Here is a 24,645-nt window from a genome sequence, read left to right on the forward strand (position 1 = left end):
AAGCCGCGCCCGATGTCAGATGGGAGATCAGGCAGCCGGAACGAGTCGGTGAAGCGGCGTGGGTGACGGTCACTACGGTCGTTCACGCATACCCCTTTCCAGGCCATGTCGACCATGCAAGCGCCAGGAAGGGTCGTGGATGAGGCCGAGAAGAGTGACCTTGCTCGACATCGGGCTGGACTCGTCGTTCGATGCTGCGATGACGTTCGTCCAGTCGACACTGCAGAACATCAACGCCGGTTGTGAAGCTCCGATCGTGGAAATCGACTTCGTCCGATCACGTGATCCCGACACCGTGCTGTCCGCGTTCACTTCGTCATGCGACGTCCTACACGTCATGGCCCATGGCGACCACAGCGTCACGCCGTCGTTCACCAGCACGGACGGCGAGTTCACCGTGTCCTTCGAGCAGCTCGGGGAGGTCGCGGCAGGCAGGGGCAAAGGCATCTCGACCGGTGCCATCATCGCGGACGGCTGCAAGACCGGCACCGGCGCGTGGCAGAAGGCGGTACGAGACTGCCTCCATGGCGAGGTCACCTACGTGGGCACCTCCTCCATCATCGGCTGGCACGAGAGCGGCGTATTCAGCTCCGCCTTCTACGGCGCCCTGTTCCGCAACCGAGGACGCGGCGTGAAGCCTGCCTACCAGGCTCAAGACGCCGCCACCCGGGCCATCGACGCATATGCCCTGCTGACGGACAAGAACTGTCCATTCAAAGTCACGACCCTCAAGCCGAGTCAACGCGCCCGGACGCTGCTGAGCTGACAGGGGCGTCGACCAAGCACACGGTCACGAAGCGCTCGAGGGGTTGGCTTCCCAGAGGGATCGCACCTCGCGACCTGCAGGTCGCCCTCGCCCCAGACCGACCGCCGGATCTTGACGCCAGTCGATGATCCGTCAATACGACAACTTGGTCTGCATCACAAGACGTTGCGGAACCGGATCAGCCAGAGCAGGCCGGCAGACGCTCCACAGACCCCCCCGTCCGGACGTACCCGAGGCTGATAGGCGCGCACCAGAGCCGGATCCCCCGGCCGGGTGAACACCCCCGACCGCCGGCACGCCGCTTCCGACAGCCACTCCCCCAGCCGGGCATCAGGGTGGGTGCGGGCGTGGCCGGCGAGGTCGGTGAAGAAGCCGTTCACCCCGAGGCGATGCTCCAGGGTGCGGCTGGACGTCCAGCGGCGCCGCTCGACGCGGGCGTGATCACGCCGGGGCGGACGCTCATCGCGGCCGGCGGCGACGACCTCCGCACCGAGCTGGTCAATGACGTAGTGATACGGGTACGAACCACCGTCAGCGCGCTGCGGCCGGAACCGCGCCACCAGCCGCAACCGGTACAACGTCCGCAACCGCCGCTGACAGAAATCCAGAGACGGGAACAGGGCGTGCGCGAGCTGGAACGACGTCAACACCCCGTGGTCGTACAACCAGCCCAACACCACGCGGTCACGGCCGGTCAACTGGGACTGGACCCGAAGAACCGGATCATCCACCAGCTACCACCTCCTTTCCGATACGGAACGCCAGCCCCAGGGGGAGAGACCCGAGACCAGGCAGGGTCTGTCGCAGGACAAACCGACAGCGCTGACAGCCGACCTGACCAGCGGTGTGAGACAGAACAGGGGGTCCGTTCCGGCGTCCGGTTGAAGACTGACCTCAACACCGACACCAACCCGGACCCCGCAACGGGGACTGAAACGGGATCTGTCACCGCCACCGGCACCAAGCCGGAGCGCACAGAGACGAGAGAACGAAGAACACAGCGACTCCTTGATCGAGAAAGATGAAAGGCGACGACAGTCACGACGCCGCAGGGATACGCAGCCACAGCGAGTGCGGTGGACTACGGAGAAGCGCACTGTGGAGTTGCCAACGAACACGCCGACCGGGCATCCGGTCGACCCGAGGGCGGATGAGGACAGCAACGACCGACACGACCACCGGAAAGGCGGTCGCGGCAGCGGGAACGGCGGTAGCAGATGCGGTGAGCAGGGCGGCATAGCGCCGCGCCGGTAGTGGGACGTCTCAGCCTGGGACAGATGCTCCGGGAGCCGTCGACATCACGACGGTCCGGTAGGGCGTCGACTCAACCAGCCGGAGAAACATCCTTCATGGCGAACCCCCTGTCACTCAGACCCATCGACGGCCCGCCCCTCCCGAGCCTCGAACGACCGGCGACGCTCCCAAAGGAGCGTCACCAGACCGGCCGATCGGCCCCGGCGGGCAGACCGCCACGCGGTCGTCTGCGTACCAGTACGCCTCCGCCGGCAGCACCATGTCAACCACCATCACCAGCAGCAGCCGATCATGACGTTTCTGGACCCAGCTGGACGCAGTAGCACCCGCTAACCTGTACTTGTCTCCAGTTGGACGGGTTCCCGGCCGAAACAGGCAGAAAAATCTTGGCCAGCCGGTTCAGATATCTCACATTAAGAGACGACGCTCTCGCCGACAGACCGGTCAGGGCCACTTCGCCGTTTCCCAGCCGCCAGAATTGCATGCCGGGTTCGCCAGCGACAGCGAGGGCGGACCGCCGACGAGCCCAGCCCCGACGGCTTCCCACCTACAGCGCAAAGGCTTGCTCAACCGACACGACTTCGCCCCCGTCCTGGTCTGGCACTACCTACTCGATACCCCGCGACCCCACCCACGGACGGCGAGATCCCCGATCAGGCGAAGCCACGCCCAAGCCCTCTCATGTCGAGTTGAGTGCACTCGACCATCCGGGCGAGAGTGGGCCTGCACAGTCACCATCGCCGCCGTCACTCAACGCATCCCCGCCACCCGACTCGGCGACCGACTGCTCAGCTGGCTGGGGCGCCTTCGCAGCAGTGGTCGTGGTGGTCGGGTACGCTGTCCGGCAAGTGTCAGCCTTCGGGGTGGCGTCTGACCCTCTGGTTAATGCTTTGCGGCGAACTTCGGTGCCGACTACCGAACGCGCTCTCTATAGAAGAGACCAGACAGAACACGAGCGAATAATTAGCGGTACCTACACAGCGCTTGGTCAGAGCAATACGAGGTTTCCGCCCGTCGGAGCGGGACCTCTGCCTGTCCATACGTGGCCGAGCTGAGTCTTGCTTGTCTCCAGCTCGGTCGCCGAAGCGTTAGGAGACCGTCGTGGAGATCGAAACCGTTCAGTCGAGCCTGTCGCCGTTAACTTGGCTTGCCTTCGTCGGCGTCCTTGTGGCCGGAGCTGTCATCGTCCTTCTAGCCTCCGGCTCGGAGCATCGGGCGGACATGATTAGGGCGATGGTAGAGCCGATCCACCCCGGCCGGTAGATAGCCGACAGGAACGCACACCCGCTCGATCTGGGCTTCAGGCATCGAGCGGGTGTGCCATCCACCCAGAACGACCGTACTGCTGGCCGCGCCGCAGCCATCGAACTTCGGCTCTCGTGGTCGGTCGACGAACTAAACATGCCGCAATCCGATCGCTGCATGGCGTCCCAGCGAGCTGATGGGTTGCCGAAGGGCGCAGGTGTGCCGTGATCATGTCGCCAACAAACGACGGCCCGATCGGGGTTCACCCAGAGTGGCCCGGCGGGCGGTTCACCGACCTCGACCGAGGCCAGGCAGTCCTCCGCGCCGTACACGTGTATCGCGGCCGGGACCGAACTCGATGTCGTCAGTCGGCGGTTTGTCATCCATCTCGGCCATCGCGAGCTCGATCCGTTCCGCGCGAATCCGCATGTCGCGTCGCTCGCGTCGTTCCGCGACCTCATCGCTCGGCTGACGCGGGCACCCGTGCCCTTTAGAGGGCGGTTTGAGGGCCTTCTGGTTGATCTATGTCTTGCGTCCGGTTGGAGAATCTTCGGGGGTCTCGTCGTAGGTTGATGTCTCTCGATGCGGGAATGTGAGGGGTGGTCGTGACCGTAGAGCGGTAGCGGCGTTGGGTCGGTCATGGGTGATCGGAAGCCGTACCCCAGTGACGTCACCGACGCGCAGTGGGCGTTGATCGGGCCGTTCCTGCGGGCGTGGAAGGCCAAGCGGGTCTCGGTGTCGGGGAATCAGGGTGACTACGACCTGCGGGAGATCGTGAACGCGATCCTCTACCAGAACCGGACGGGTTGTCAGTGGACGTACCTGCCGCACGACCTGCCGCCGAAGTCGGCGACCTACTACTACTTCGCGCTGTGGCGGGACGACGGCACGGACCAGGCGATCCATGATCTGCTGCGGTGTCAGGTGCGGGAGAAGGCCGGCCGTCGGGAGGATCCGACCGCGGTCGTGTTGGACAGCCAGTCGGTCCGGGCGGCGAACCATGTTCCGGCCGCCACGACCGGCAAGGACGTCGGCAAGAAGGTGTCCGGCCGTAAGCGCGGCCTGGCCGTGGACACCCTCGGTCTGATCATCGCGGTCGTGGTGACCGCCGCGTCGGTCACCGACAACGCCATCGGCATACGGCTGCTCGACAAGGTCGTCGAGCACACCCCGACGGTCACCCGGGCCTGGGTCGACGCCGGCTTCAAGCAGGACTTCGCGCTGCACGGCGCCGTCCTCGGGGTCGACGTCGAGGTCGTCAAGCGATCCGACTCCCGCCCCGGGTTCGTGCCGGTACGCAAGCGGTGGATCGTGGAACAGACCTACGGCACCTTGATGCTGCACCGTCGTCTCGTCCGCGAGTACGAGAGCCGCCCAGAATCGGCGGTGTCCCGGACGTTGTGGGCGTCGATGGCGACCATCGTGCGTCGGCTGACAGGCACCAGCACGCCGTCCTGGCGGCACCGGTGAACCTCACCGCGATCCTCGACCTGATCACCGCACGCGAAACCACCGCCGGTCAGACCGTCGACCGGCTACGCGAGCAGATCGCCGCCCTCACCAGCGAACTCGCCCGCATCGAGGGCGAACTGGCCGCCCTGGCGACCACCCGCACCACCTTGAGCGCCCTCACCGCCGCCGAGTTCACCGCCGACGACCCGACGATCGCCAGCGCCCCCTACCAGCAGATCCTGGACGTCCTCACCACCGCGCCCGCCGGCATGCGCGCCAAAGCCATCTGCATCGCACTCGACGTCGAGCCCTCACCGAACCACGTCGAGAGCACCCGCGCGAAGCTGAAACGCATGGTCCACCGCAACGTCCTGACCGAAGACGAACCCGGCGTATTCACCCTCACCTCGAAACGGACCTAACCCTGCGAACCGCCCTCTCACACCGCCCGACGCGGCTTCTGGTGCCCAACTTGCCGGTGTGATCCTCAGAGACCAGGCCGACCTACGCCCCCACCCCACCAGCACCAATCTCGGGGCCGCCTCATACCACGCGCACGGCCTGCCGCCGCCCCAGTCCCACATCGAGCGGTCACGATTGAGCCGATCCCACCACCTCATGCCCACCGGCCAGCAAGGTCGAAGACGCTCGCCCAGCGCCACGGGGTAACACTTCACCCTCACCGCGCCAAGCGGCTCGGCTCGGCTCGGCTCGGGGCGCACGTTGATCCACTGAAGGGCACACGGCACAATCGCCAGGTGATCACCAGCGTGTTCTTCGATGTGGGCGAGACCATCGTCGACGAGTCCCGCGAGTACGGCACCTGGGCAGACTGGCTCGGCGTACCACGCCACACCTTCTCCGCCGTCTTCGGCGCAGTCATCGCCCGCGGCCTCGACTACCGGGAAACCTTCCAGGCCTTCCGACCAGGATTCAACCTGACCCAGGAACGGCAACGCCGCACCGCAGCAGGACAACCCGAATCATTCACCGAAGACGACCTCTACCCCGACGCCCGCCCCTGCCTGGCCGCGCTACGCGCGGCAGGGCTCCACGTCGGCCTCGCCGGCAACCAGACAGCACGCGCAGAAACCATCCTGCGAGCCCTGAACCTACCGGTGGACGTGATCGGCACCTCGGACGGCTGGGGCGTAGAGAAGCCCTCCCCCGCCTTCTTCAACCGCGTAGTCACCGAAGCCGGTTGCCCCGCCGACCAGGTGCTCTACGTCGGAGACCGCCTCGACAACGACATCCGACCAGCACAAGAAGCAGGTATCCCCACCGCACTCATCCGCCGAGGCCCCTGGGGACACATCCTCAACGACACAGCGATCAGCGACCGCTGCCTGTTCCACCTCGACTCACTCACCGAACTACCCGACCTCATCCGCAAACACAACAAGCCGACCACCTGACCACTGCCCAACCGCTCGAACGAAGCTGCACAGCACCCGGTAAGCGGCATTTCCGGGCGTCGCGGGACAGCATGGGTAACACAGAGCGTGACGGCCCTGCAGGCGCGCGATTAGCTCACCGAAGAGTTGCGGACTTCCGCGCAGCGGTCGCAGTTGTCGGCGCCGATTGTCGGCCCCAGTGGCCCGCACGGCGGGCGCAGGATCCGCCGACCGGAGCGGGGGTTACGGTGGATAATTAACAATCCGACGATGAGGCTGCAAATGATCAATGTCCAGGAGTTCGCGCGACGGCTGAGTACTCTCGGAGCTGATGCGTTCACCAGCGACGACGTCGTGGACCTGGCTACCGTGGCCGATGTTCGCATCAGCGCAGACGTCGAGATCGACGCCATCGTGGCGCAGCGCTTGCTCGACCAGGTCTCGCCCACCCTGCCGGTCACCGGGGCCCAGATCGCGGCGTCGCAATGGCCGCCACCGGAGTCTTCCCGTCCTGCAGCGCCTTTGGTGTCGTTCTCCAGCCCTGGTGCCGTCGTCGGACCGGCTGATCAGCCGATCCGACGCCGCAGTTCTGGGTCTACGGGTAGAGGTCGGCGACCCGGCTCCCGACGAACTGGCAGGTGAAACTGCAGTCCCAGCTTCTTCAGCAACCGCCAGACTACTCGCCGCAGCCGGCGACTACGACGCGAGCTGCGAACCCAACTCTCACCGCCATCATCGGCTGAACTTCGTCCTCCTGTCCGGCTCCGTACGCCCGGGCAGGCTCGACGCACGATGATCCCGGTGAGCATGCGGATCGCGGCGTGAGCGTAAGGTCTGGCAGCCTGCACAGAACGTTCAGCCGCGGCCGACGCGGCTCCGTCCAACGAGGGGCCGCCGTGTCCAGCGAAACAACTCGTTCGCCACTCGTACTGGCGATCTCATGGGGCCACATGGACGTCGAGGACCTTGGAGTTGGCAAGGACTTCAAGCTCTACCCCAGCGGTGGCCGTCCGTGGGACTGGTCCGAAACCGGTACCCGCCACAGCCCCGGTGTTCAGCCCGATGATGTCCTAGAGCTTCTGGCCCACGGCGCCACGACCGTCGTACTGTCGCGTGGCATGCAACTGCAGCTGCAGGTCGACCCGCGTACCCTCAGACTGTTGGAGGAGCGCGGGGTGACCGTTTACGTGGCCGAGACCACCGAGGCAGTCCAGATCTACAACGACCTCGCCACCAGTGGCACCGCAGTCGCAGGGCTGTTCCACTCGACCTGCTGAACGCAACGATAGAGACACGCTTGCGGCGGCAGATGAGTGCGCCGATGCGAGCGGTCTCTCCGAGACAACGGGCCGGCGCGATTTAGTTCAGCCCGCGCGTTCGGGCGAAGAGGGACGTCGTTCGGGCGAAGGTCCCGACCTATCGGCCGACAGGTTTATGGCAGGCGTTATCGAGCCGTAGAATCCGCCTGTCAACGCCGATGTATAGCCATCGGTGCCCCGCTGTTGGAGGTCGCATGCAGGACCCCTCGGACTCACCTGTCATGACCGATGCGGACCTCGCCCCGTCGGCGGCCTCGACGGTCGTGGCGGAGGTGCTTCCCGGCATCGCGGTCGTCTTCGGGGCGAACCCAGCGGAGCTCAAGTTCGATCTGCTCGACTTCGGGATCGTGCCGGCCGCCGACCGTCGGCAGATATCCACGTTCCTCGCCTCGATCGGGAACACCTCGACTCTGGTCGGCAACATCGGGAACGCGGTCGCCTCCGCGCAGGGGCTCTACCGGCTCAGCGAATCGACCCGGGCCTTGCTCGACGCCGGCGGAAGGCTCGCGGCAAAGGACGGTGCGAACCTCGGGACGGTGCTGGTCAACGGCAGCTTCAAGCAGGCTCGATTAATTCGCGTGGACGCGGTGAGCATGGCGCAGAAGGCGGCAGCGATCGGCCCGGCGCTGGCCATGATCGCCCTGCAGTTGCAGCTGAGTGAGGTCAGCGGCATCGTCCGGACCAACGTCGCGCTGACTGGCCACGTGCTTCGCTCCGTCCGCAACGAGCAGTGGGCCGAACTGATGGGGCTCGTCGCCAGCGTCAACAGCGCGGTCGACCAGGCCCGGGAGATCGAAGCGGTCCCGAACTCGCTGTGGGACAACGTCGCGGGCAGCGAGGCGGTGCTGCGCAAGCAGCTCAATCTGTACCGCCAAAACGTCCAGGGCCACATCGGGCAGATCGAGCGGTCCGGCTCGTCCCACCGCCGGGAGTACATCCAGACGAACGCCGAGGCGATCGCCTTCGACGCCAACGCTCTTCTGTCCTCTTTGAAGGCTTGGACTGGGTATCAGGCGCTCCGTGCGGGCAAGGCCCGAACCGCCGGCCGCGATGACCCCGACGAAGCACGTCTCGTCGAGGTCATCGCGCGCGACACGTGTAAGGAGCTCGACGCTGCCATGGCCGAGGCCACCGAGCTCGTCGACTCGCTGACCCGAGAGCTACGCATCATCGCCGAACTCCCGGGCCCAAGCGGCCTGGCACAGTCGCTGACGGGGTGGCTGCGAGACCCAAAGGCGGGTCGCGAGACCTCAGCCCGGCTTCTCGAGGCGATCCAGCCGCTGGCGGACGCCCTCCATCCACCGGTTGCCGAGATCGAGACACCCGACATCATCTGCGCGCCCACATCGCTGAGCCTGGAACCGTACCTGCGGATCTTGCGGTGGTTCCTTACCGATGACGAGACCCTACGGGCCCTCGGTCTTCCCGACCAGCCCGAGACCCTTGACACCCTCTCGGCGATCGTCGGCGGCGCGAAAGAACGACTGGCAGGGTCGGCGAGGATCCTGATCGCCGTAACCAATCGCCGCATTGTCATCGCCAAGGCCGGTGCCTTCCTCGAACAGGGCGATATCCGCCAGGCAATCCCGCTCGACCAGGTGCGGTATGTCCGGACGGCGACCATCCAAGACGGCATCGGCCGGTCGGCTGTCGATCTCATCACGCGCGACGAGAATATTCGGTGGATCTTCCCCGCCGACATCGACAACGCCCAGGTGGCCGCGCTGGCCGCCGTGCTCGCCGAAGCGATGATGATCCCGGACGACGAACGCGCGGTGTTGTTGAGCCATCGTCGGACCGCTATCGAGCCAGACGACTCTCGCGAAGGGGCTATGGACTGATCTGGCCAGTGTCCACGACCAAGAAGTGCCTGCTCCGAGCTACCAAGGCCAACTCCCGTCGGGTGGACTCAAAGGGCCTGGCCGACACGTCATCGGCACAGGCACTCACCCGCTCTCAGTGACCGAGCCGCGCGGTGACAAGCTTCCGCAGCAGCAGCCACGCGGATCGCGGCATGTGCGGATACCAGATCAAGGGCAGTCAACCTGACCATACGAAATCCTACGATGCAGAGGATGATGCGGTCGCCGACCGCGCGGGTAGGACGGGGCAACGGCATGGAGCAAGGCACCCACGACGAGATGCTCGGCCGCCTGGCCGAGGCAGTCTGGTCCGTCACGGCTGCACACCCGACGCGGGTTGCCATCGACGGGCCGCCCGCCGCCGGCAAGACCACGCTCGCCGACTGCATACCTACGGTCATCGCGCCCCCACCGGCCCGCGAACCGACGCCCGAGGGACCAACCAGTCACGGCAAGAGAACCAGCCGGCAGAAGTACAGAGTCGTCCGTTACGGCGGTGAACGGCCAGATGCGCGCACCGAGCTGCCCACCCAGGACAAGGGCCTGGGCGTCAGCACCGTCGGAGCGCCCCACCGCGAATGCGGTCGTATCGACGTGCAACCTTACGGGCAACGCCGCCGCCCCTGCGGCTGCGGCCGGTTGCCCACGACTGACATTCGACCGTGCCACTGCGGCACCAATAGACCCGACGAGTGCGGTCGCAAGACGACCGACGGGCACTCCCCATCCGAAGATCATTGAGCCCGCACCGCGAGGTGGAGTTCACCGCCGCCGAGTAGGCGGCGCGGAGCGGCAGCAGCCGATGCGTCACAGGTGTCTTCTACCAGTCGATTGGTTTGCCGTCGGCGAACAGGCCGCCGGTCGGCCCGTCGGGCGGCAGGGTGGCGAGCCACACGGGTGTTTCGGCACCTTCCTTCGGCGTCCGGTCGGTCTCGCCGTACGCCATCCTGGTGTTCATACGTCCCGGTGAGCATGCGTTGACCAGGATGCCGGTGCCGGCGAGTTCGGCCGCGAGGACCCGGGTCAGCGCGTTCAAAGCCGCCTTGGACACGCGGTAGGAGACGTTGGTGTCGCCCATGGTGGCGAGTGAGGCGAGGTGGCTACTGATGTTGACGATGCGGCCGTAGCCGTTCTTCTTCATCTCCGGCACGGCGGCGGCGCAGCAGCGCCACGCGCCCAGGAGGTTGGTGTCCAGGGCGCTGCGGACCCGCTCGAAGTCGGGGCTCGCCGCTGTCTGGCCGCGGTCGATGGCGATACCAGCGTTGTTCACCAGGACGTCCAGCCGGCCGTGGCGCTTTGCGGTGTCGGCGAAGGCACGCGCCACGCTGGCCGGGTCGTTGACGTCGAGTTGGTGTGCACTGGCGGATAGTCCGTCCCTCGTCAGGTCGGACACCACGTGGTCGACGGAGTACTCGTTTCGGCCAGCGAGCACCACGTGCAGGCCTTGCTCGGCCAGGTTGCGGGCGATGGCTGCGCCGAGTCCTCGGTTGGCGCCGGTCACTACGGCGACCTTGATGTCGTCAGCCATGGTCAGACCCCCAGGGTGGCGAGCTGGTCATCGAGGGCGCGAGCGCGCGGGTCGGCCTTGGTGAACGGGAGCCGTTGCCGTGCTCGAACGACGCGGCGCATGTTCCGTTCTGATGGGGCCTCACGTATCAGTGGTATCGCCTCCGCGACGAGCGATGCCGCGTGGTCGGCGTCTCCGAGTTGCGTCTGCGCCGACGCGCGGCGGATCACGTACGTGGCCCGGTCGCGCACCTTGGTGGCTGGAACCAACCGGAGCGTACGGCTGAAGTACCTGTCGGCTTCTTTCGATCGGCCCAGATCCAGGAAGCAGGTCCCGACCTGGGCGTTGAATTCAGATTCGTCGAAGTACCCAAGATAGGCGGGCTCCGGGTCGGTCGATGTTATGCGATCGAACTCGACGTCGGCCTGTTTGAGGAGGCGTTCGCATGCTCTGCTGTCGCCGATCGCTGCGTGAGCCCTGGCCTCCCGTAGCGCCAGCATCGCGGCGGCGCGTGGGGTCACCCCTTTGGCACCCTCGTGGGCGCTGCGCGCCAGCTCCAGTGCCTCTCGGGGGCGGCCGAAGTCGTAGCACTGCAGGCTCATCGATTTGAGGATGTTGGCTCCCAGCAGTCGGTCGGCGGCGGCGTGTGCGGCGTGTAGTGCGGCGAGCCAGTAGCGCTGCGCCGCTGCGTGCAGGCCAGCGTCGAACGACGCCCAGCCGGCCATCCGGCCGAGTTCTGCCGCCAAGGCGTACAGTCGCTGACCTACCACAGCCGTGTAGGTGGATCGGTCGAGGACATCCACCACCATGCCGAGTTCGGCGTGGATGAGGGTCCGGGCTTGGTCACCGCCTCGGGTCGCCTCCAGGAAGCGTAGTCGCGGAAGGCCCTCTTCCAACCGTTCGACCAGGTCGGCGGTCACCTGGCCGCCTCGCAGGACGGCAACGAGTTCTCGGGGTTCGATGGTCAGCCACGCTTCGGCGATGCCGGCCAGGGGCACGCCTGTGATCTTCATGAAGGCACGGCGGTCCACGTGTGCGTACTCCAATGCGTTGACGAGTGCCTGCAGTCCGCCCGACTGTGTCCATCCGAAGGAGGTCTGGATCGGGTCACCGGCGGGAAGCCATTGCGGCCATGGTGCCTCCCGTACGCGCTCCTGCGGAATGTCGAGTACCGCGGCGAGAGCGAGCTGGCTTTCGAGATCGGGGACCACTCCCCAGTGCTCCCAACGCCACGCCTTCTCTCGCCGGGCGGCCATGTTCCGGCTGTGCTTCGCGATCGCACTGACCACGTCCTGGTATGTCCACCCTCGTGCAGCGCGCACGACGCTGAGCGGGTGAATGAGCCGATCCCGATCGGATGCCGGTAGCTGCGACGCCATCGCTGCCTCCTCAATGCCTAAGCACTGTAATGCGCGCCCGCTTATCCGCTGAGGATCAACGACCAAGATCCGGTGAGAGACAACGGCGAGACTACGCCCCGGACCTGTTCAACCGCTTCATAGCACGGTTGGCTGTGGTTGCCGGATCGCGTTCGTCTGGCGCTTCTGAGGCTCCTGCTCGTCGTCACTGCCGGGGAGGGCGTGACGGCGGGCAGGACAAGACGCAGTGCTGGTAGCTGCGGGGGCTACCTGCCCACCCATCATCCCAGTCCCATTGGAGGTTGCCATGAACAGCCTGCTCGCCGTCAGCGACGACCCGTTCGAACTCGACGTGCAGATCGTCACGGAGGGTCCGGTTGCCGCCGCCTTGCTGGGCGACACGGACGACGGCTGCGACACCGTGAGGGGCAGCGACTGCTGACCGATCACTCCCGCTGGTTCCGGCAGGCGATCCCCCGGTCCCTGCCGGAACCGGCACCCCGTATCCAGCCATGTCCCGCAGGAGCGCCTCGTGACAGAAGGAGCGCGACTCATGTTTCGGTCGATCGGTGCCGCGACGATCCGCATTGCCGCTCACTCGTGGTCCGACGGCCCGGCTCCTTGGCCGGACCGGAGCGACGCCTCCGGTATCGCGGACTGGTTGCACGCGACGTGGCGGAAGGTAGGCCTGGCCGAGGCTGTCTGGGCCGCCAGCCCCGAGTTCGCTGCTCGCGTAGAAACGGTCCTCGCCACAGGAAGCGCTACTCCAGACCGAGGGTGGCGGATGGCGTTGGCGTTGGCGCGATACCTGGTCCGTGCGCAGCGGCGTGCGACGCCCTTCGGGCTGTTCTCGGGCGTGGCGGCCCTGCGGTTCGACACGGTGGCTGCGGTGGTACCGGCGGGGCGGCCGGCGCTCCGGGTACGGCCGGACGCGAGTTGGCTCGCGTCCCTGATTGCGCACCTCGAAGCTGAGCCCGACGTACGCCGCCGTCTGCCCGTGCAGGCAAACAACCTCGCGCTGGTGAACGGGCCTCGGATCGTCGTGGCGCGCCGGCCGCACGCCTCTGCACGTGCAGAGTCGGCCTCGGTGCGGAACACCGCAGCGGTACAGCTGGCGGTGTCACTCGCCCGTGCCCCAGTGCCGTGGGCTGATCTGGTCGACGGTGTCGCTGCGGCGTTTCCAGGCTTCCCACGCGCGTCCGCTGACGCGATGCTTGCCGGCCTGGTGGACCACGGCGTGCTGATCTCCGCTCTCCGACCACCATCGACGTGCACGGACCCGATTAGGCATGTCCTGGACACCCTCGATGCCGTGTTCGACGGTGATCCCGATGAACAGCGAGCCCTTCGGGTCGAACTGGGCTCGCTGCATGGTCGTCTCGGTGTTACCAGCGCAGGGGGCGCGACGTACCTTCGTGGGCTCGCCGACCACATGCGCAGCGTGGCTCCGGCCACTCAGCCGCTCGCGGTGGATCTTCAGCTCGCGGATCAGGTCGCACTGCCGGAGCAGGTCGCCGCCGAAATCGCCGCATCGGTGGAGGTGCTACGACGGCTGACGCCGGATCCGTCGGGGCGGCCCGAGTGGCGTGCGTACCGTGCCCGGTTCATCGACCGCTACGGGATGACGGCAGTGGTGCCGCTGAATCGGCTGGTAGATCCGCTCGTCGGGTTGGGCTTCCCCGAACACTTCGGCACTGTCGCCGACGCGCCTGCGGCTCTGCTGTCCGGTCGTGACGAGCGGCTGCTCGCGATGGCTCAGCAGGCGGTGATCGACGGTGCTCGTGAGGTGGTTCTCGATGACACGGCCGTCGAATGGCTCGCCGGCCCTGGCCGAGCCACGGGGCCTGTCAGCCCTCATGTCGACGTCTCGGCAGAGGTCCGCGCGGTCTCGCTGGAGGCGCTGACACTGGGACGGTTCACGGTCGCGCTGACTGGCATGGGCCGCTCAGCGATGGCGACGAGCGGGCGTTTCCTCGACGGGCTGCCCTACACCGACCGGGAGTTGATGTGCCGGGAATTCGCCCGTCTTCCTGTCTCGGTGGCCGGGGCCATGCCGGCGCAGCTAAGCTTCCCGCCGCGCAAGCTACACACCCAGAACGTGCTCAGCTCCCGGCAGGTACTTCCGTGGCTGGTCAGCCTGGCCGAGCACCGGCCCGTGGCCGAGAACGTGATTGGCCTCGACGATTTGGGTGTGACCGCCGGCCCGGATCGGCTGGTGTTGGTGTCGATGTCGCGGTGGCGGGTGGTGGAGCCGACAGTGGCGCACGCCGCCGCCGTACACACGATGCCGCTGCTCGGCCGGTTCCTCCTGGAGCTGCCGCGAGCCACGGATGCCCGGCTGAAACCGTTCGACTGGGGTGCGGCGTCCTGCTTGCCGTTTCGACCCGCGCTGAAGTACGGGCGCGTCCTCCTGGCGGCGGCCCGGTGGCGCGTCGATCCGACATCCCTCCCCGATGCGGACGCCAGCGATGGTGAGTGGTTGACCGCCTGGGAGGCGCTGCGGACGAGGCTGCGGCTGCCGGCATGGGTGCAGGTCGGCAACGGTGACCAGCGGCTTCGGCTCCATCTCGATCAGTCCATGGATCGTGCCCTGCTGCGTGCCCACCTGGACGCCAGCGCCGGACCGGTAACCGTGGTGGACGCGGCGAGCCCGGAGGACTTCGGTTGGCTCTCCGGCCGCGCCCACGAGATCGTCGTGCCAGTCGCCTCGACGGTTGAGCCCGCTGCCGCGCCGGCTGCGATTCCCGCGCGAGGCGCATGGCCGCCGCCCGTTCCCCCCGAGCCGGTCATACCGGGTGCCAGTGGCCTGCTGTCCGCTTCGGTGGCCGTCGAGACTTCGACGATAGAGCTGGTCTTGATGCGAGGGCTGCCCGCGCTGTTCGCCGACTGGCCCGAGCCGCCGCTGTGGTGGTTCGTGCGCATGCGACGCCCCACCCCGCATCTTCGACTACGACTGCACACCGATGACTACGGCGACGCGGCGGTGCGGGTCGGGCGGTGGGTCGCCGGGCTCCGACAGCAGCGCCTTGCCGGCGATTGGAGTCTGGACACCTACCATCCCGAGTCCGGTCGCTACGGCTGCGGCACCGCGCTGGCAGCAGCCGAGAGGTTGTTCACCGCCGACTCCTCCGCAGCCCTGGCACAGCTGGTAGCGCAGCCTGAGTCTGGGATCGATCGGCGGGCACTGACCGCCCTGAGCATGGTCGACCTGGCCGCCTCGATGCTCGGCAGCCGCACCGACGGTTGCGAGTGGCTGGTGGCGCGCCCCGAGCAGACCGGGCCGGCGCCGCTCCAGCGGGACGTGCTGCTCCAAGCGGTCACCCTCGACCCGAGCGAACTTCCCGAGCCCATCCAGCAGGCATGGCAGGAACGCTCCATGGCCGCGACCCGGTACACCGCCGAACTGTCCACCGTCGCCGGCCCGCTCACCCCCGCCTCGGTGCTCGCGTCGCTGATGCACCTGCACGTCGTTCGCGCTCTCGGCCCCGACGAAGACGCCGAGCAGCTCACGTATCGGTTGGCCCGCCATGTCGCGCTGGCGGCGGTTCGCCGCCGGGTGCGCGCCGTAGGAGCATCCCGATGACCGGAGCACCGCTGAGGACACCGTTGCTGCGGGCGGCAGAGGCGATGGCCGCGGGTATCACCACCACCCTGGCCGAGCCGCCACCCCCGGACTTCGCGGCGGACGACTTGGGGCCACGCAGTACCCGCTGGTACGCCCAGTCGCTGTCCCGGGGTGCCGCCGGCGTGGCAATCCTGCACGGAGTGCGAGCGCAGACCGGACACGGTGGGTGGGAACCGGTCCATGCCTGGCTGCGAGGCGCGACCGCTGACACGCTGAACAGCGGCAGCGGAGCCGGACTCTGGTTCGGCGCACCCGCTGTCACCCACGCGCTGACCATGGCCATGCCGCACTCCCGCCCGGCAGCCCTGGACGCGCTTGATCATGCCCTCGATGACCTGGTGGAACGCCGCCTGGCCGCTGCCACGGCACGCCTCGCGGTGGGTGCCCGGCCCTCGCTGTCGGAGTTCGACCTCGTACGTGGGCTGACCGGCCTGGGAGCCCACCTGCTGCGCCGCGCCCCGGACGGACCTCTGCTCCGGCGGGTGCTGGCGTACCTGGTCCAACTCACCGAGCCGGTGCAGACCGACGACGCCGCAGGTCGACTTGCGCCGGGATGGTGGAGCGGAGACCCCGCCGACCGCGAAGGTTCGGAGCAGGGCGGGCACGCCAACGTCGGCATGGCGCACGGCATCGCCGGCCCGTTGGCTCTCCTGGCCCTGGCCATGCGGCAGAACATCCGGGTGCCGGGGCACGCAGAGGCGATCCGCCGGATCTGCACGTGGCTCGACCGCTGGCAGCAGGCAAGCCCTGCGGGCCCGTGGTGGCCGGAGAAGATCACCGCCGCGGAGTTACGCACCGGGAAGCCCTCCATGAGCGGACCGGCACGGCCATCCTGGTGCTACGGCACCCCCGGAGTCGCCCGCGCCCAGCAGCTGGCCGGGATCGCTCTCGACGACGCCGCCCGGCAAGAGGCGGCAGAAGAGGCCCTGACCCGCTGCCTGGCCGACCCCCTCCAACTCGGCCGGATCGTCGATCCGTCGCTGTGTCACGGCTGGGCAGGACTTGCCGCTACAGCCTGGTACGCCGCCGCCGACGCCCGCACCACCATCCTGCACAGCCGGCTGCCCCAGATCGTGCGCCTGCTGATCCAGCACGCTACGGACACCACCCCGGCACGATCCGGCTTGATCACCGGCCCCGCCGGAATCGCCCTCACCCTGCACACCGTCGCGACCGGCACCGACGTCCGCTGGGCCACCAGCCTACTGATCAACTAGACGAGGAGCGTCGTGGATCTCGATTCCGAACCCGACACCGAGCCACCCGGCGTGGCACCGGTGAGCCGATGGCGCCAGCTCAACCTGATCTTCTCGGACTGGCAGACCGCTGAGGACTTCGCCGCAACACGGCTCGCCCCCGAACTCACCGCTGCGGAAGACCACCGGGCGATCACCGCCTTCTGGTTCATCCGTAAGAGCGAGACGTGGCGGCTGCGGCTCCTGCCCGGCGACCGACTCGCCCAGGTCTACGCCCTCCTCGCCGCCATCACCGACGACGACCGCATCCGCAGTGTCACCGAGCCCGTCTACCGGCCCGAGGCGTACGCCTTCGGCGGGGACCAGGCCATGACGATCGCCCACACCCTCTTCCACACGGACAGTCGCCACATCCTCGGCCATCTCGCCACCGCCGGCGGCACCCATCGGCGTGAACTCGGGGTCCTGCTCGCCGCTCGCCTCATGCGCGCCGCCGGACTGGAGTTCTCCGAGCAGGGCGACGTCTGGCGGCTTCTCGCCTCCCGCCGGCACCAGCCGAACGCCCCCGCGCCAACCCCACGGCTCATCGCGGCGGTGCAGCGCCTGATCACCGCAGCCCACGACACGGCCGCAAGCCCACTGGCCGTCACCCCGCAATGGCCGAAAGCCCACGAGCAGGCAGGCGCGGACCTCGGGTTCCTCGACCGGCACGGCGCGCTGACCCGCGACCTACGCGAGGTACTGACCCACCACCTTCTGTTCCTGTTCAACCGGCTCGGCATCTCCGCCGCTGACACCTGGCTACTCGCGACGGCGGCCGTGGCCGTCACCTTCCACCACCCCTTCGACACCCCATCCGGCTATCAGCCCACCACCAAGATCGACAGTAGGGTCAACGCAGTGAATACTTCCCCCACCGCACCGGGAACGTCGAGTGCCGCGACGCTGCGCGAACAACTCGTCAGCACGCTCGAACAGCGCGGCCACATCCGCTCCGCCGCCGTGGCGCACGCATTCCGTGCGGTCCCCCGCGAGCAGTTCCTCCCCGGCGTCGACCTGGACACCGTCTACACCCGCCGCCAGATCGTCACCAAACGGGACCCCAGCGGTGCCGCGTTGTCGTCAGCGTCGAGCCCCAGCCTCGTCGCGGACATGCTCGAACAACTCGCCCCTCAACCCGGCCATCGCGTCCTGGAGATCGGCGCGGCCACCGGCATCAACGCCGCCCTCCTCGCCGAACTGACCAGCCCCGGCGGCACGGTCGTCACCATCGAACTCGACCAGGACCTCGCCGACGGCGCCCGCGCCAGCCTCGACCGCACCGGCTACGACACCGTCAAGGTGATCTGCGGCGACGGTGCCCTCGGCGACCCCGATCACGCGCCCTACGACCGGATCATCGTCACCGCCGGAGCCTGGGACATTGCCGCCGCCTGGTGGGACCAACTCGCCGACCACGGCCGCATCGTCGTGCCCCTGCGCGTGCACGAGAGCGGCCTGACCCGATGCTTCGCCTTCGACCGCACCGGCCCCCACCAGCTCGTCAGCACCACGACGCCGCTGGTGTGCGGATTCGTCCCCATGCGCGGCAGCACCGAACACACCGACCACCACGTACGCCTCGACACCGACGTCGTCCTCAAACTCGACGCCACCGACCAACCCGACCGCGCCGCCCTCGCCAGCGCCCTGAGCCACCCCCGGCTCGAACGCTGGACCGGCATCCAGATCAGCGACACCGATCCCATCGGCCACCTCGACCTGTGGCTCCTCGTCCACGCCAACCGGCCGTTCGGCCGCCTCGGCGTCGGCGACACCGCCGGCACCAACGGACTGGTCACCCCCGCCTACCGATGGGCCGGTGCCGCCATCTACCACGGCGGCACCATCGCCTACCTCGCCTTCCAAGACACCGGCGACGGCCACCACGAACTCGGCGCGATCGCCCACGGACCCGACGCCAACGCGCTCGCCACCGACCTGACCAACCTGCTCGACCAATGGGACGCCGCAGGCCGCCCCAACCAGCCCACCGTCACCGCCCACCACGCAGGAACCCGACCCGCCGAACCCGGCGACATCAACCGACCCGACACCGCCCTCACGATCACCTTCTGACCGCACCCCGCGCCGGAACGGTGCCCTGTCCCGCCCCGGCACCCGTGGGACGAGCGCAGCTGAGATGTCGCGCACGCCCTGGTCGCACCTCGTTGCCACTATGCGGCTCTTCCGCAGCAGATGAGGACACCATGACTCCGTCACTTGCCGCCACCATCGCTGCCCGATTCCCTCTCGTCGCCCGCAAACGACCGCCCGCCAAACCACTGGACGCTCGGGTCGACCGGCTCGTCAGGCTCGCCGAAACCGCACAGCGCGAGAGCGACCCGGACAAGGCGTCCATGGTGTTCAACGGGGCCGCCCTCATCGCCTCCGACTGCGGAGACCCCAACCTTGCCCACGCCTGGTGCCGCCGCCACGCAAGCCTCTACCTCAACCAAGCCCCGCTGACCGGCCACACGGCCCGCTTCGCTCTCGAACCAGTCGTCAACCTCGCTCGCCTACGCATCCGTGAAGGCGACGGCGACGCCGCGTACCGCCTACTCACCCACCTTTACACGGCAATCGGCGGCGGCACTCCCGCTGTTCTGGACGACCTGGAGGTACACCCTCGACAGCTTCCCGCTGACCCCGAAGAACTCGATCAGATCATCGGTTGGCTGCGCGGCACACTGCTCTCCGACGGAACCCGCGCCCTTCTCCTCGCCGAACGGTGGGACGACGCCGTGAACCATGTGCGCCGGTACGACGGGGTCGGACCTACCCTCATGGATGGACGACAGGTCGCGATCGTCGCCCACCTACTGCAGAACGAAGGGCCGGCAGCAGCAGATCTCCTCACGACCACAAAGATCGAAGCGCCGTGGGAGCACGCGGTGCATGGACTCCTCACGACCTGGCTGGACCTGGCTGCGGGTCACACCCCCGTCGACCACGCTGACGTCATCGATCGAGTGTCGGCCACACCACGAACCACCGGTCTCACCGTGTTCCGCGTTCGCCTCGGACTGACGGCCCTGGATCTCGCGGTGAGCGTCCCAACCGCTGCCGTAGACAGCCTGACCAAACAGTTGGTCGCAGATGCTATCCACGACGAGGACGCCAACGCGGCGCGCGACCTCATCAATCATCCGGCCGTTACCTCCGAAAGCGAAGGGACGCTGCTGGCTTTGATCAGGGCAAGTGGTTTAGGCCAGGGCCACCTACCAGCAGCAGCGGTTGATCAGCTTTCCTCAGCACTTGATGTGGCTGGAACCGCAATACAACGGCATCTGCCCTGCCAGCGGAACCGATTGAGGGAACGACAACCCCGGTCGATGCTGTGATGAAACGAGCCGCCATATTCGTCGGAAGCTGTAGAGGCAGGTGTACGTGAGCCCGGACCTGCTCGGCAAGATCGAGAAAGCCGAGCATACCGCCAGCCTGGACGTCATGAGTCGCTGCGACCAGGCGTTGGAGACGGGCGGAGCGTTGGCCCGCTTACGACGATTCGTGGACCACTACTCGGCAGCGCAGCCACGAACGGATGCCTCGGTTGAGATGCCGAAACGGTTCATAGTGGTCATGGAGATCCTGTCTGTCGGGCCAATCGACTCCGCCGCCGTTCCCCTCGTGAACAGCGGCGGCCGGACTCGTTCGTACGCACTTCACGGCGGACAGGACAGATGATCGGAACGGATGTCGTCCCGGGTCCCGTCACTTCGGAGCAGATTCGCGACCTGCAGAAGGCGCTGGGACGGCAGTTGGCCCACTGGCGCAAGGCGGTCGGGATGACCCAGGCCGCCCTCGCCAGGCGGACGGCCTACTCCCGCAGTTCGGTCGCGAACGTGGAGATCGGGCGGAACGCCATCACTCGTGGCTTCTGGGAGCGCGCCGACCGCGAACTCCGAGCGCAAGGATCGCTGGTGGACGCGTTCGACACGCTCCAAGAGCTGATCACCATGCTCCAGAGGCAGCGAGCGTGGCTAGCCGAACACGAACGACTGCTACGCCATCAGGCAGCCGTACCCGCGAAGCCACCACCCGGTCTCATGATCACGACTTTAGCCTGCGCATGCACGGTCGCGATCGCTCGTTGGGGGGAACGGGAAGTCCTTGCGCTGCGGGAGGCACTGCGGCTCAGCCCTGGGGCGTTCGCCGAACGGCTTCGCGTGCCTCCCTCGGTCGTCGCCACCTGGGAGGACCGCAGACAGCTTGAACCTCCGAACCTGATGATGCAGGCAGCCCTCGACGACCTCCTCAAACTCGCCGACCAGGACACCCGGACCCGCTTCGCACGGATTCTCCAGATGCCACCGATGAGGTCCACAGGCCACCCCGGTAGGCCTCAAATCGGTCGACCTGCGACGGCGGCCCCGCTTCACCACAGTGAGGAACCGCAGGCCACCCGGTGAAGGGGACAACGATGGGCAGGCCGCAAAGGACCATCCCAAGATCGCGCCAGCCGGTCATGTTCGGAGGCCCTTCTGACCAACGCCCGTTGCCACCAGTGGCGTCCCACCGGAAGCCCTCATCAGGTAGATGGGGTCCGGCGGGTCTGCTGCACCGATAGGTGACAGGTTCAGTCACGCGGCCTGACTGGCCGGTGGGGTCATGATGGTCTCGTACTCGATAGGGGTCAACCGGGACAGGGATCGTTGGCGTCTGCGGCGGTGGTAGGTCCGTTCGATCCAGGTCACGATCGCGGTCCTCAACTGTTGGCGGGTCGTCCAGGTTCGGCGGTCGAGGACGTTGTTCTGTAGCAGGCCGAAGAAGGATTCCATGGCGGCGTTGTCGCCGGCGGCGCCGACTCTGCCCATCGACCCGATCATGTGGTGCTGGTTGAGGGCACGGACGAATTTTCGGCTGCGAAATTGCGACCCGCGGTCGGTGTGCAGCACGCAGCCGGCCACGTCACCACGGCGGGCTACGGCGTTGTGCACCGCGTTGACGGCCAGCCTCGATTTCATGCGTGAGTCGATGGAGTAGCCGACGATCCGGTTGGACCACACGTCCTTGATCGCGCACAGATACAGTTTGCCCTCGCCGGTGCGGTGTTCGGTGATGTCGGCCAGCCACAGCCGATTCGGGCCGTCCGCGGTGAAGTCGCGGCGCACCAGATCGTCGTGCACTGGCGGACCGACCTTGCCGCCCTTGCCCTGACGCTTCTTCTTGCTGAACGCGCTCCACCAGCCCATGCCGGAGCAGATTTTCCAGGCGGTGCGCTCGACCATCGGCTGGCCGGAAGCGCGGGCCTCATCGGCCAGGAACCGGTAGCCGAACTCCGGGTCATCACGATGGGCGTCGAACAACGCGTTCGCCCGATACGCCTCAGCCAGTTCGGCGTCGCCGACAGGCCGGGCGAGCCACCTGTAGTAGGGCTGACGAGCGATGTTCAATACCCGGCACGTCACCGCCACGGGGACCCCGTCGGCGGCCAGCTCGCTCACGAGCGGGTAGAGCCTTTTCCCGGCAGGTTCGCCTGCGACAGATACGCCGCGGCCCGACGCAGGACCTCGTTCTCCTGTTCGAGGAGCTTGATCCGTTTGCGGGCTTCACGCAGCTCGGCTGACTCCGCGCCGCTGACACCCGGTTTGACTCCAGCGTCAACGTCAGCCTGGCGCAGCCACTTGAACAACGTCATCGGGTGGACTCCGAAGTCCTTCGCGATCTGCTCGACCGTCACGCCCGGGTCACGGTCACGAGCCACACGCACGACGTCATCCCGGAACTCTCGGGGGTAGGGCTTAGGCACAGCGACATCCTTCCAGCCCGCCACCAGGGCAAGCCATCTCAGATGTCACCTATCGGTGCAGCAGACCCGGCTGGGGTCAGATCCGAGTAGCTGACCGTGCTCGCCCATTGGCTAGGTTGGCTGAACGACGACATCTTGGAGTGCCAGTGGACCTGCAAGAGGCTCTGCTACGTCCTGCCCGGCTTTATGGAGCTGAGGACGTCCGCAGGCGCGAGTGCCCGATACCCGCGGTCCCTGGCGTCTACGGCTGGTACTTTGCCTCGCCGCCGTCCCTGGTCCCCGTCGAAGAGTGCCACAGGTGGAACGGGTCGATACTGCTCTACGTCGGCATCTCACCGAAGGCACCACCGAGCAACGGCCGCCCTCCGAGCCGGCAGACGATCCGTAGCCGGATTCGACACCACTACCGGGGCAACGCCGCCGGGTCGACGCTGCGGCTGACCCTCGGCTCGCTTCTCGCTGAAGACCTGGGGATTGGCCTGCGGCGGGTCGGGAACGGAAGCCGGCTGACGTTCGGCCGAGACGGAGAACAGCAGCTCAGCGCCTGGATGGCCGACAACGCCCGAGTCGTGTGGACCCCGGCAGAGCAGCCATGGGCACTCGAAGAAGAATTGATCCGAACACATGCATTGCCGCTGAACCTTGACCAGAATCGGGATGGCTCCTTCCACAGCCAGCTTTCCGCACTCCGCGCCGCCCAGCGCGCTCAAGCCCGGCTGTCACCCGTAGAGCGGCAACCCTGATCAACGCTCGCTGGGAACGCCAGCACGGCGCGCCTTGGCCTGTCGTCCGCCGCCTCCCCGTGCCGCTGAGCACGACCACCATGCCGACCACAGTGCGCCGCTTCACCAAGGAAATACGGTGTATCGATGAACTTGAGCCAAGCCAGGGCCGGGCGGCTCATCGCCGCCCGATGCGGCGGCCAGCCTCGGGCCGTCCTTCCGATACAAGTTCGAACTCGCCCTAGGCACGGGCGGTCAGCCTGCCCTTATACCGAGAGCAGGGCCTCCTGGTTGGAGAGGATGAACTCTTTCAGCGCATCCGGCTTGAGATCCACCGCAGGCAGCTTGTCGATCGCCACCCGGTCGAGCTGGTAGCCGCCACGCGACGGATCAGCGAACTCCTCCCCGGTCCGGGCGTCCTCGTTCAGCTGACGTAGCCGACAGACGAAGAAGTGCTGGACGGAAACGCCCTCACCAGCGGAGGCGGTGAACAGGAACACCTGGACGAACCGGTCCGCCTCGGCACCGAGCTCCTCGTGCAACTCGCGGCGAAGCGCCGCCTCCAGGGAGACATCCGTCGACTCCTGACCGCCGCCCGGCGCCGTCCAGTACGGGACCCGGCCGGGCTTGATCCGCTTGATCAACACGAGACGATCGTCCTCATCCAGCAGAACAGCTCGCACCGACCTACGTACGATCTGACGCACGACTCACCCCTGTCCGCACCCAAGATCAATAAAGTCACAAAGGTGCCCGGTTGCGGTTTTAGACGCGCAACGAGGTACCTGGCAAGCCGGACCCGCCGACGCGGACGTGACCGACGCGGCGCGTCAGGCAGTTGATCCGTCTCTCCACCGACGCCACCCGTCCGCCGGAAGCCGTAACGGTCCAACGGCTCCCGAGCACCCACCGAGACACCGAGCCATGAACAGAAACGCCAAAAGGCTCCAACCCAGGGTTAAACCCCAGGTCAGAGCCTTTTTGGTGGTGCGCCGCCAGGGACTCGAACCCCGAACCCGCGGATTAAGAGTCCGCTGCTCTGCCAGTTGAGCTAGCGGCGCTCGTTGGCAACGGGGAGAACATTAGCATGCCCTCTGGAGGGTGCTCCAATCCGATACCCGGCTCCCCCCTTCGGGCAGGCTTACCGGACATAC

General features: G+C 67.2%; 18 protein-coding genes, 1 tRNA gene and 2 pseudogenes. 15 read left to right on the forward strand and 6 right to left on the reverse strand.

Annotated elements, in window-relative coordinates:
* The first annotated feature begins 154 nt into the window (after nt 1-154).
* The gene (locus OG559_RS06705; RefSeq protein WP_405113497.1) at nt 155-766 is read left to right on the forward strand and encodes a hypothetical protein; all 612 of its coding nucleotides are present in this window, start codon (nt 155-157) and stop codon (nt 764-766) included.
* Between the two features lie 215 nt (nt 767-981).
* Here OG559_RS06705 and OG559_RS06710 read toward each other — a convergent pair.
* A pseudogene (locus OG559_RS06710) lies at nt 982-1,497 on the reverse strand (replication-relaxation family protein); the annotation flags it as partial.
* A gap of 2,407 nt (nt 1,498-3,904) precedes the next feature.
* Between OG559_RS06710 and OG559_RS06715 the strand changes: the two are divergent.
* The 6 genes and pseudogenes from OG559_RS06715 to OG559_RS06740 all read left to right on the forward strand — a co-directional run.
* Nucleotides 3,905-4,735 (forward strand): IS5 family transposase, encoded by an 831-nt coding sequence (locus OG559_RS06715; RefSeq protein WP_405113499.1) that lies wholly within the window; start codon nt 3,905-3,907, stop codon nt 4,733-4,735.
* Nucleotides 4,732-5,139, forward strand: a complete 408-nt coding sequence (locus tag OG559_RS06720) for a hypothetical protein (protein ID WP_405113501.1) — start codon at nt 4,732-4,734, stop codon at nt 5,137-5,139. Before OG559_RS06715 ends, OG559_RS06720 begins: the two co-directional genes overlap by 4 nt.
* A 336-nt stretch (nt 5,140-5,475) precedes the next feature.
* Nucleotides 5,476-6,132, forward strand: coding sequence for an HAD family hydrolase (locus OG559_RS06725; protein WP_405113503.1), 657 nt, complete (start codon nt 5,476-5,478; stop codon nt 6,130-6,132).
* Nucleotides 6,133-7,007: 875 nt separating this feature from the next.
* The gene (locus OG559_RS06730; protein WP_405113505.1) at nt 7,008-7,388 is read left to right on the forward strand and encodes an Mth938-like domain-containing protein; all 381 of its coding nucleotides are present in this window, start codon (nt 7,008-7,010) and stop codon (nt 7,386-7,388) included.
* Between the two features lie 263 nt (nt 7,389-7,651).
* A complete protein-coding gene (locus OG559_RS06735; RefSeq protein ID WP_405113507.1) occupies nt 7,652-9,271 on the forward strand; it encodes a hypothetical protein in 1,620 nt (539 codons plus the stop codon).
* A gap of 276 nt (nt 9,272-9,547) precedes the next feature.
* Nucleotides 9,548-9,694: pseudogene (locus tag OG559_RS06740) on the forward strand (uridylate kinase); the annotation flags it as partial.
* Nucleotides 9,695-10,112: 418 nt separating this feature from the next.
* On the opposite strand, the gene OG559_RS06745 reads toward OG559_RS06740, so the two are convergent.
* Nucleotides 10,113-10,820 (reverse strand): SDR family oxidoreductase, encoded by a 708-nt coding sequence (locus OG559_RS06745; protein ID WP_405113509.1) that lies wholly within the window; start codon nt 10,818-10,820, stop codon nt 10,113-10,115.
* A gap of 2 nt (nt 10,821-10,822) precedes the next feature.
* A complete protein-coding gene (locus OG559_RS06750) occupies nt 10,823-12,178 on the reverse strand; it encodes a transcriptional regulator (RefSeq protein ID WP_405113511.1) in 1,356 nt (451 codons plus the stop codon).
* Between the two features lie 286 nt (nt 12,179-12,464).
* Here OG559_RS06750 and OG559_RS06755 point away from each other — a divergent pair, with 286 nt between their 5' ends.
* The 7 genes from OG559_RS06755 (at nt 12,465) to OG559_RS06785 (ending at nt 21,429) form a co-directional block, all read left to right on the forward strand.
* A complete protein-coding gene (locus tag OG559_RS06755) occupies nt 12,465-12,599 on the forward strand; it encodes an FxLD family lanthipeptide (protein WP_282267781.1) in 135 nt (44 codons plus the stop codon).
* A 111-nt stretch (nt 12,600-12,710) separates the two neighbouring features.
* On the forward strand, nt 12,711-15,740 hold the full coding sequence (locus tag OG559_RS06760) for a lantibiotic dehydratase (protein WP_405113514.1): 3,030 nt from the start codon (nt 12,711-12,713) through the stop codon (nt 15,738-15,740).
* On the forward strand, nt 15,737-16,999 hold the full coding sequence (locus OG559_RS06765) for a lanthionine synthetase C family protein (RefSeq protein ID WP_405113516.1): 1,263 nt from the start codon (nt 15,737-15,739) through the stop codon (nt 16,997-16,999). Before OG559_RS06760 ends, OG559_RS06765 begins: the two co-directional genes overlap by 4 nt.
* Before the next feature lie 12 nt (nt 17,000-17,011).
* Nucleotides 17,012-19,096 carry a methyltransferase, FxLD system gene (gene fxlM / locus OG559_RS06770; RefSeq protein WP_405113518.1) on the forward strand — a complete coding sequence of 695 codons (2,085 nt, stop codon included), beginning with the start codon at nt 17,012-17,014 and terminating at the stop codon, nt 19,094-19,096.
* Nucleotides 19,097-19,227: 131 nt separating this feature from the next.
* Nucleotides 19,228-20,361, forward strand: a complete 1,134-nt coding sequence (locus OG559_RS06775; RefSeq protein WP_405113520.1) for a hypothetical protein — start codon at nt 19,228-19,230, stop codon at nt 20,359-20,361.
* A gap of 46 nt (nt 20,362-20,407) precedes the next feature.
* Entirely contained in the window at nt 20,408-20,704 is a 297-nt protein-coding gene (locus tag OG559_RS06780; protein ID WP_405113522.1) for a hypothetical protein, read from the forward strand.
* Nucleotides 20,701-21,429: a helix-turn-helix domain-containing protein gene (locus OG559_RS06785; RefSeq protein WP_405113524.1), complete on the forward strand. Its 729-nt coding sequence runs from the start codon at nt 20,701-20,703 to the stop codon at nt 21,427-21,429. The genes OG559_RS06780 and OG559_RS06785 overlap by 4 nt, the downstream gene beginning before the upstream one ends.
* A 171-nt stretch (nt 21,430-21,600) precedes the next feature.
* On the opposite strand, the gene OG559_RS06790 is transcribed toward OG559_RS06785, so the two are convergent.
* Nucleotides 21,601-22,769, reverse strand: a protein-coding gene (locus OG559_RS06790) for an IS3 family transposase (RefSeq protein WP_405110042.1) whose coding sequence is annotated in 2 segments (ribosomal slippage) — nt 21,601-22,482 and nt 22,485-22,769 — 1,167 coding nt in all. Because the reading frame shifts where the segments join, the coding sequence is not laid out codon by codon here.
* A 146-nt stretch (nt 22,770-22,915) separates the two neighbouring features.
* Between OG559_RS06790 and OG559_RS06795 the strand changes: the two genes are divergently transcribed.
* The gene (locus OG559_RS06795; RefSeq protein WP_405113526.1) at nt 22,916-23,512 is read left to right on the forward strand and encodes a GIY-YIG nuclease family protein; all 597 of its coding nucleotides are present in this window, start codon (nt 22,916-22,918) and stop codon (nt 23,510-23,512) included.
* 245 nt (nt 23,513-23,757) lie between these two features.
* On the opposite strand, the gene OG559_RS06800 is transcribed toward OG559_RS06795, so the two are convergent.
* Both OG559_RS06800 and OG559_RS06805 read right to left on the reverse strand, forming a co-directional pair.
* Nucleotides 23,758-24,198, reverse strand: a complete 441-nt coding sequence (locus OG559_RS06800) for an NUDIX domain-containing protein (RefSeq protein ID WP_405113528.1) — start codon at nt 24,196-24,198, stop codon at nt 23,758-23,760.
* Between the two features lie 278 nt (nt 24,199-24,476).
* Nucleotides 24,477-24,552, reverse strand: a tRNA-Lys gene (locus OG559_RS06805).
* Between the last annotated feature and the right edge of the window lie 93 nt (nt 24,553-24,645).

The organism is Micromonospora sp. NBC_01405, from assembly GCF_045040155.1.
GTDB lineage: Bacteria > Actinomycetota > Actinomycetes > Mycobacteriales > Micromonosporaceae > Micromonospora.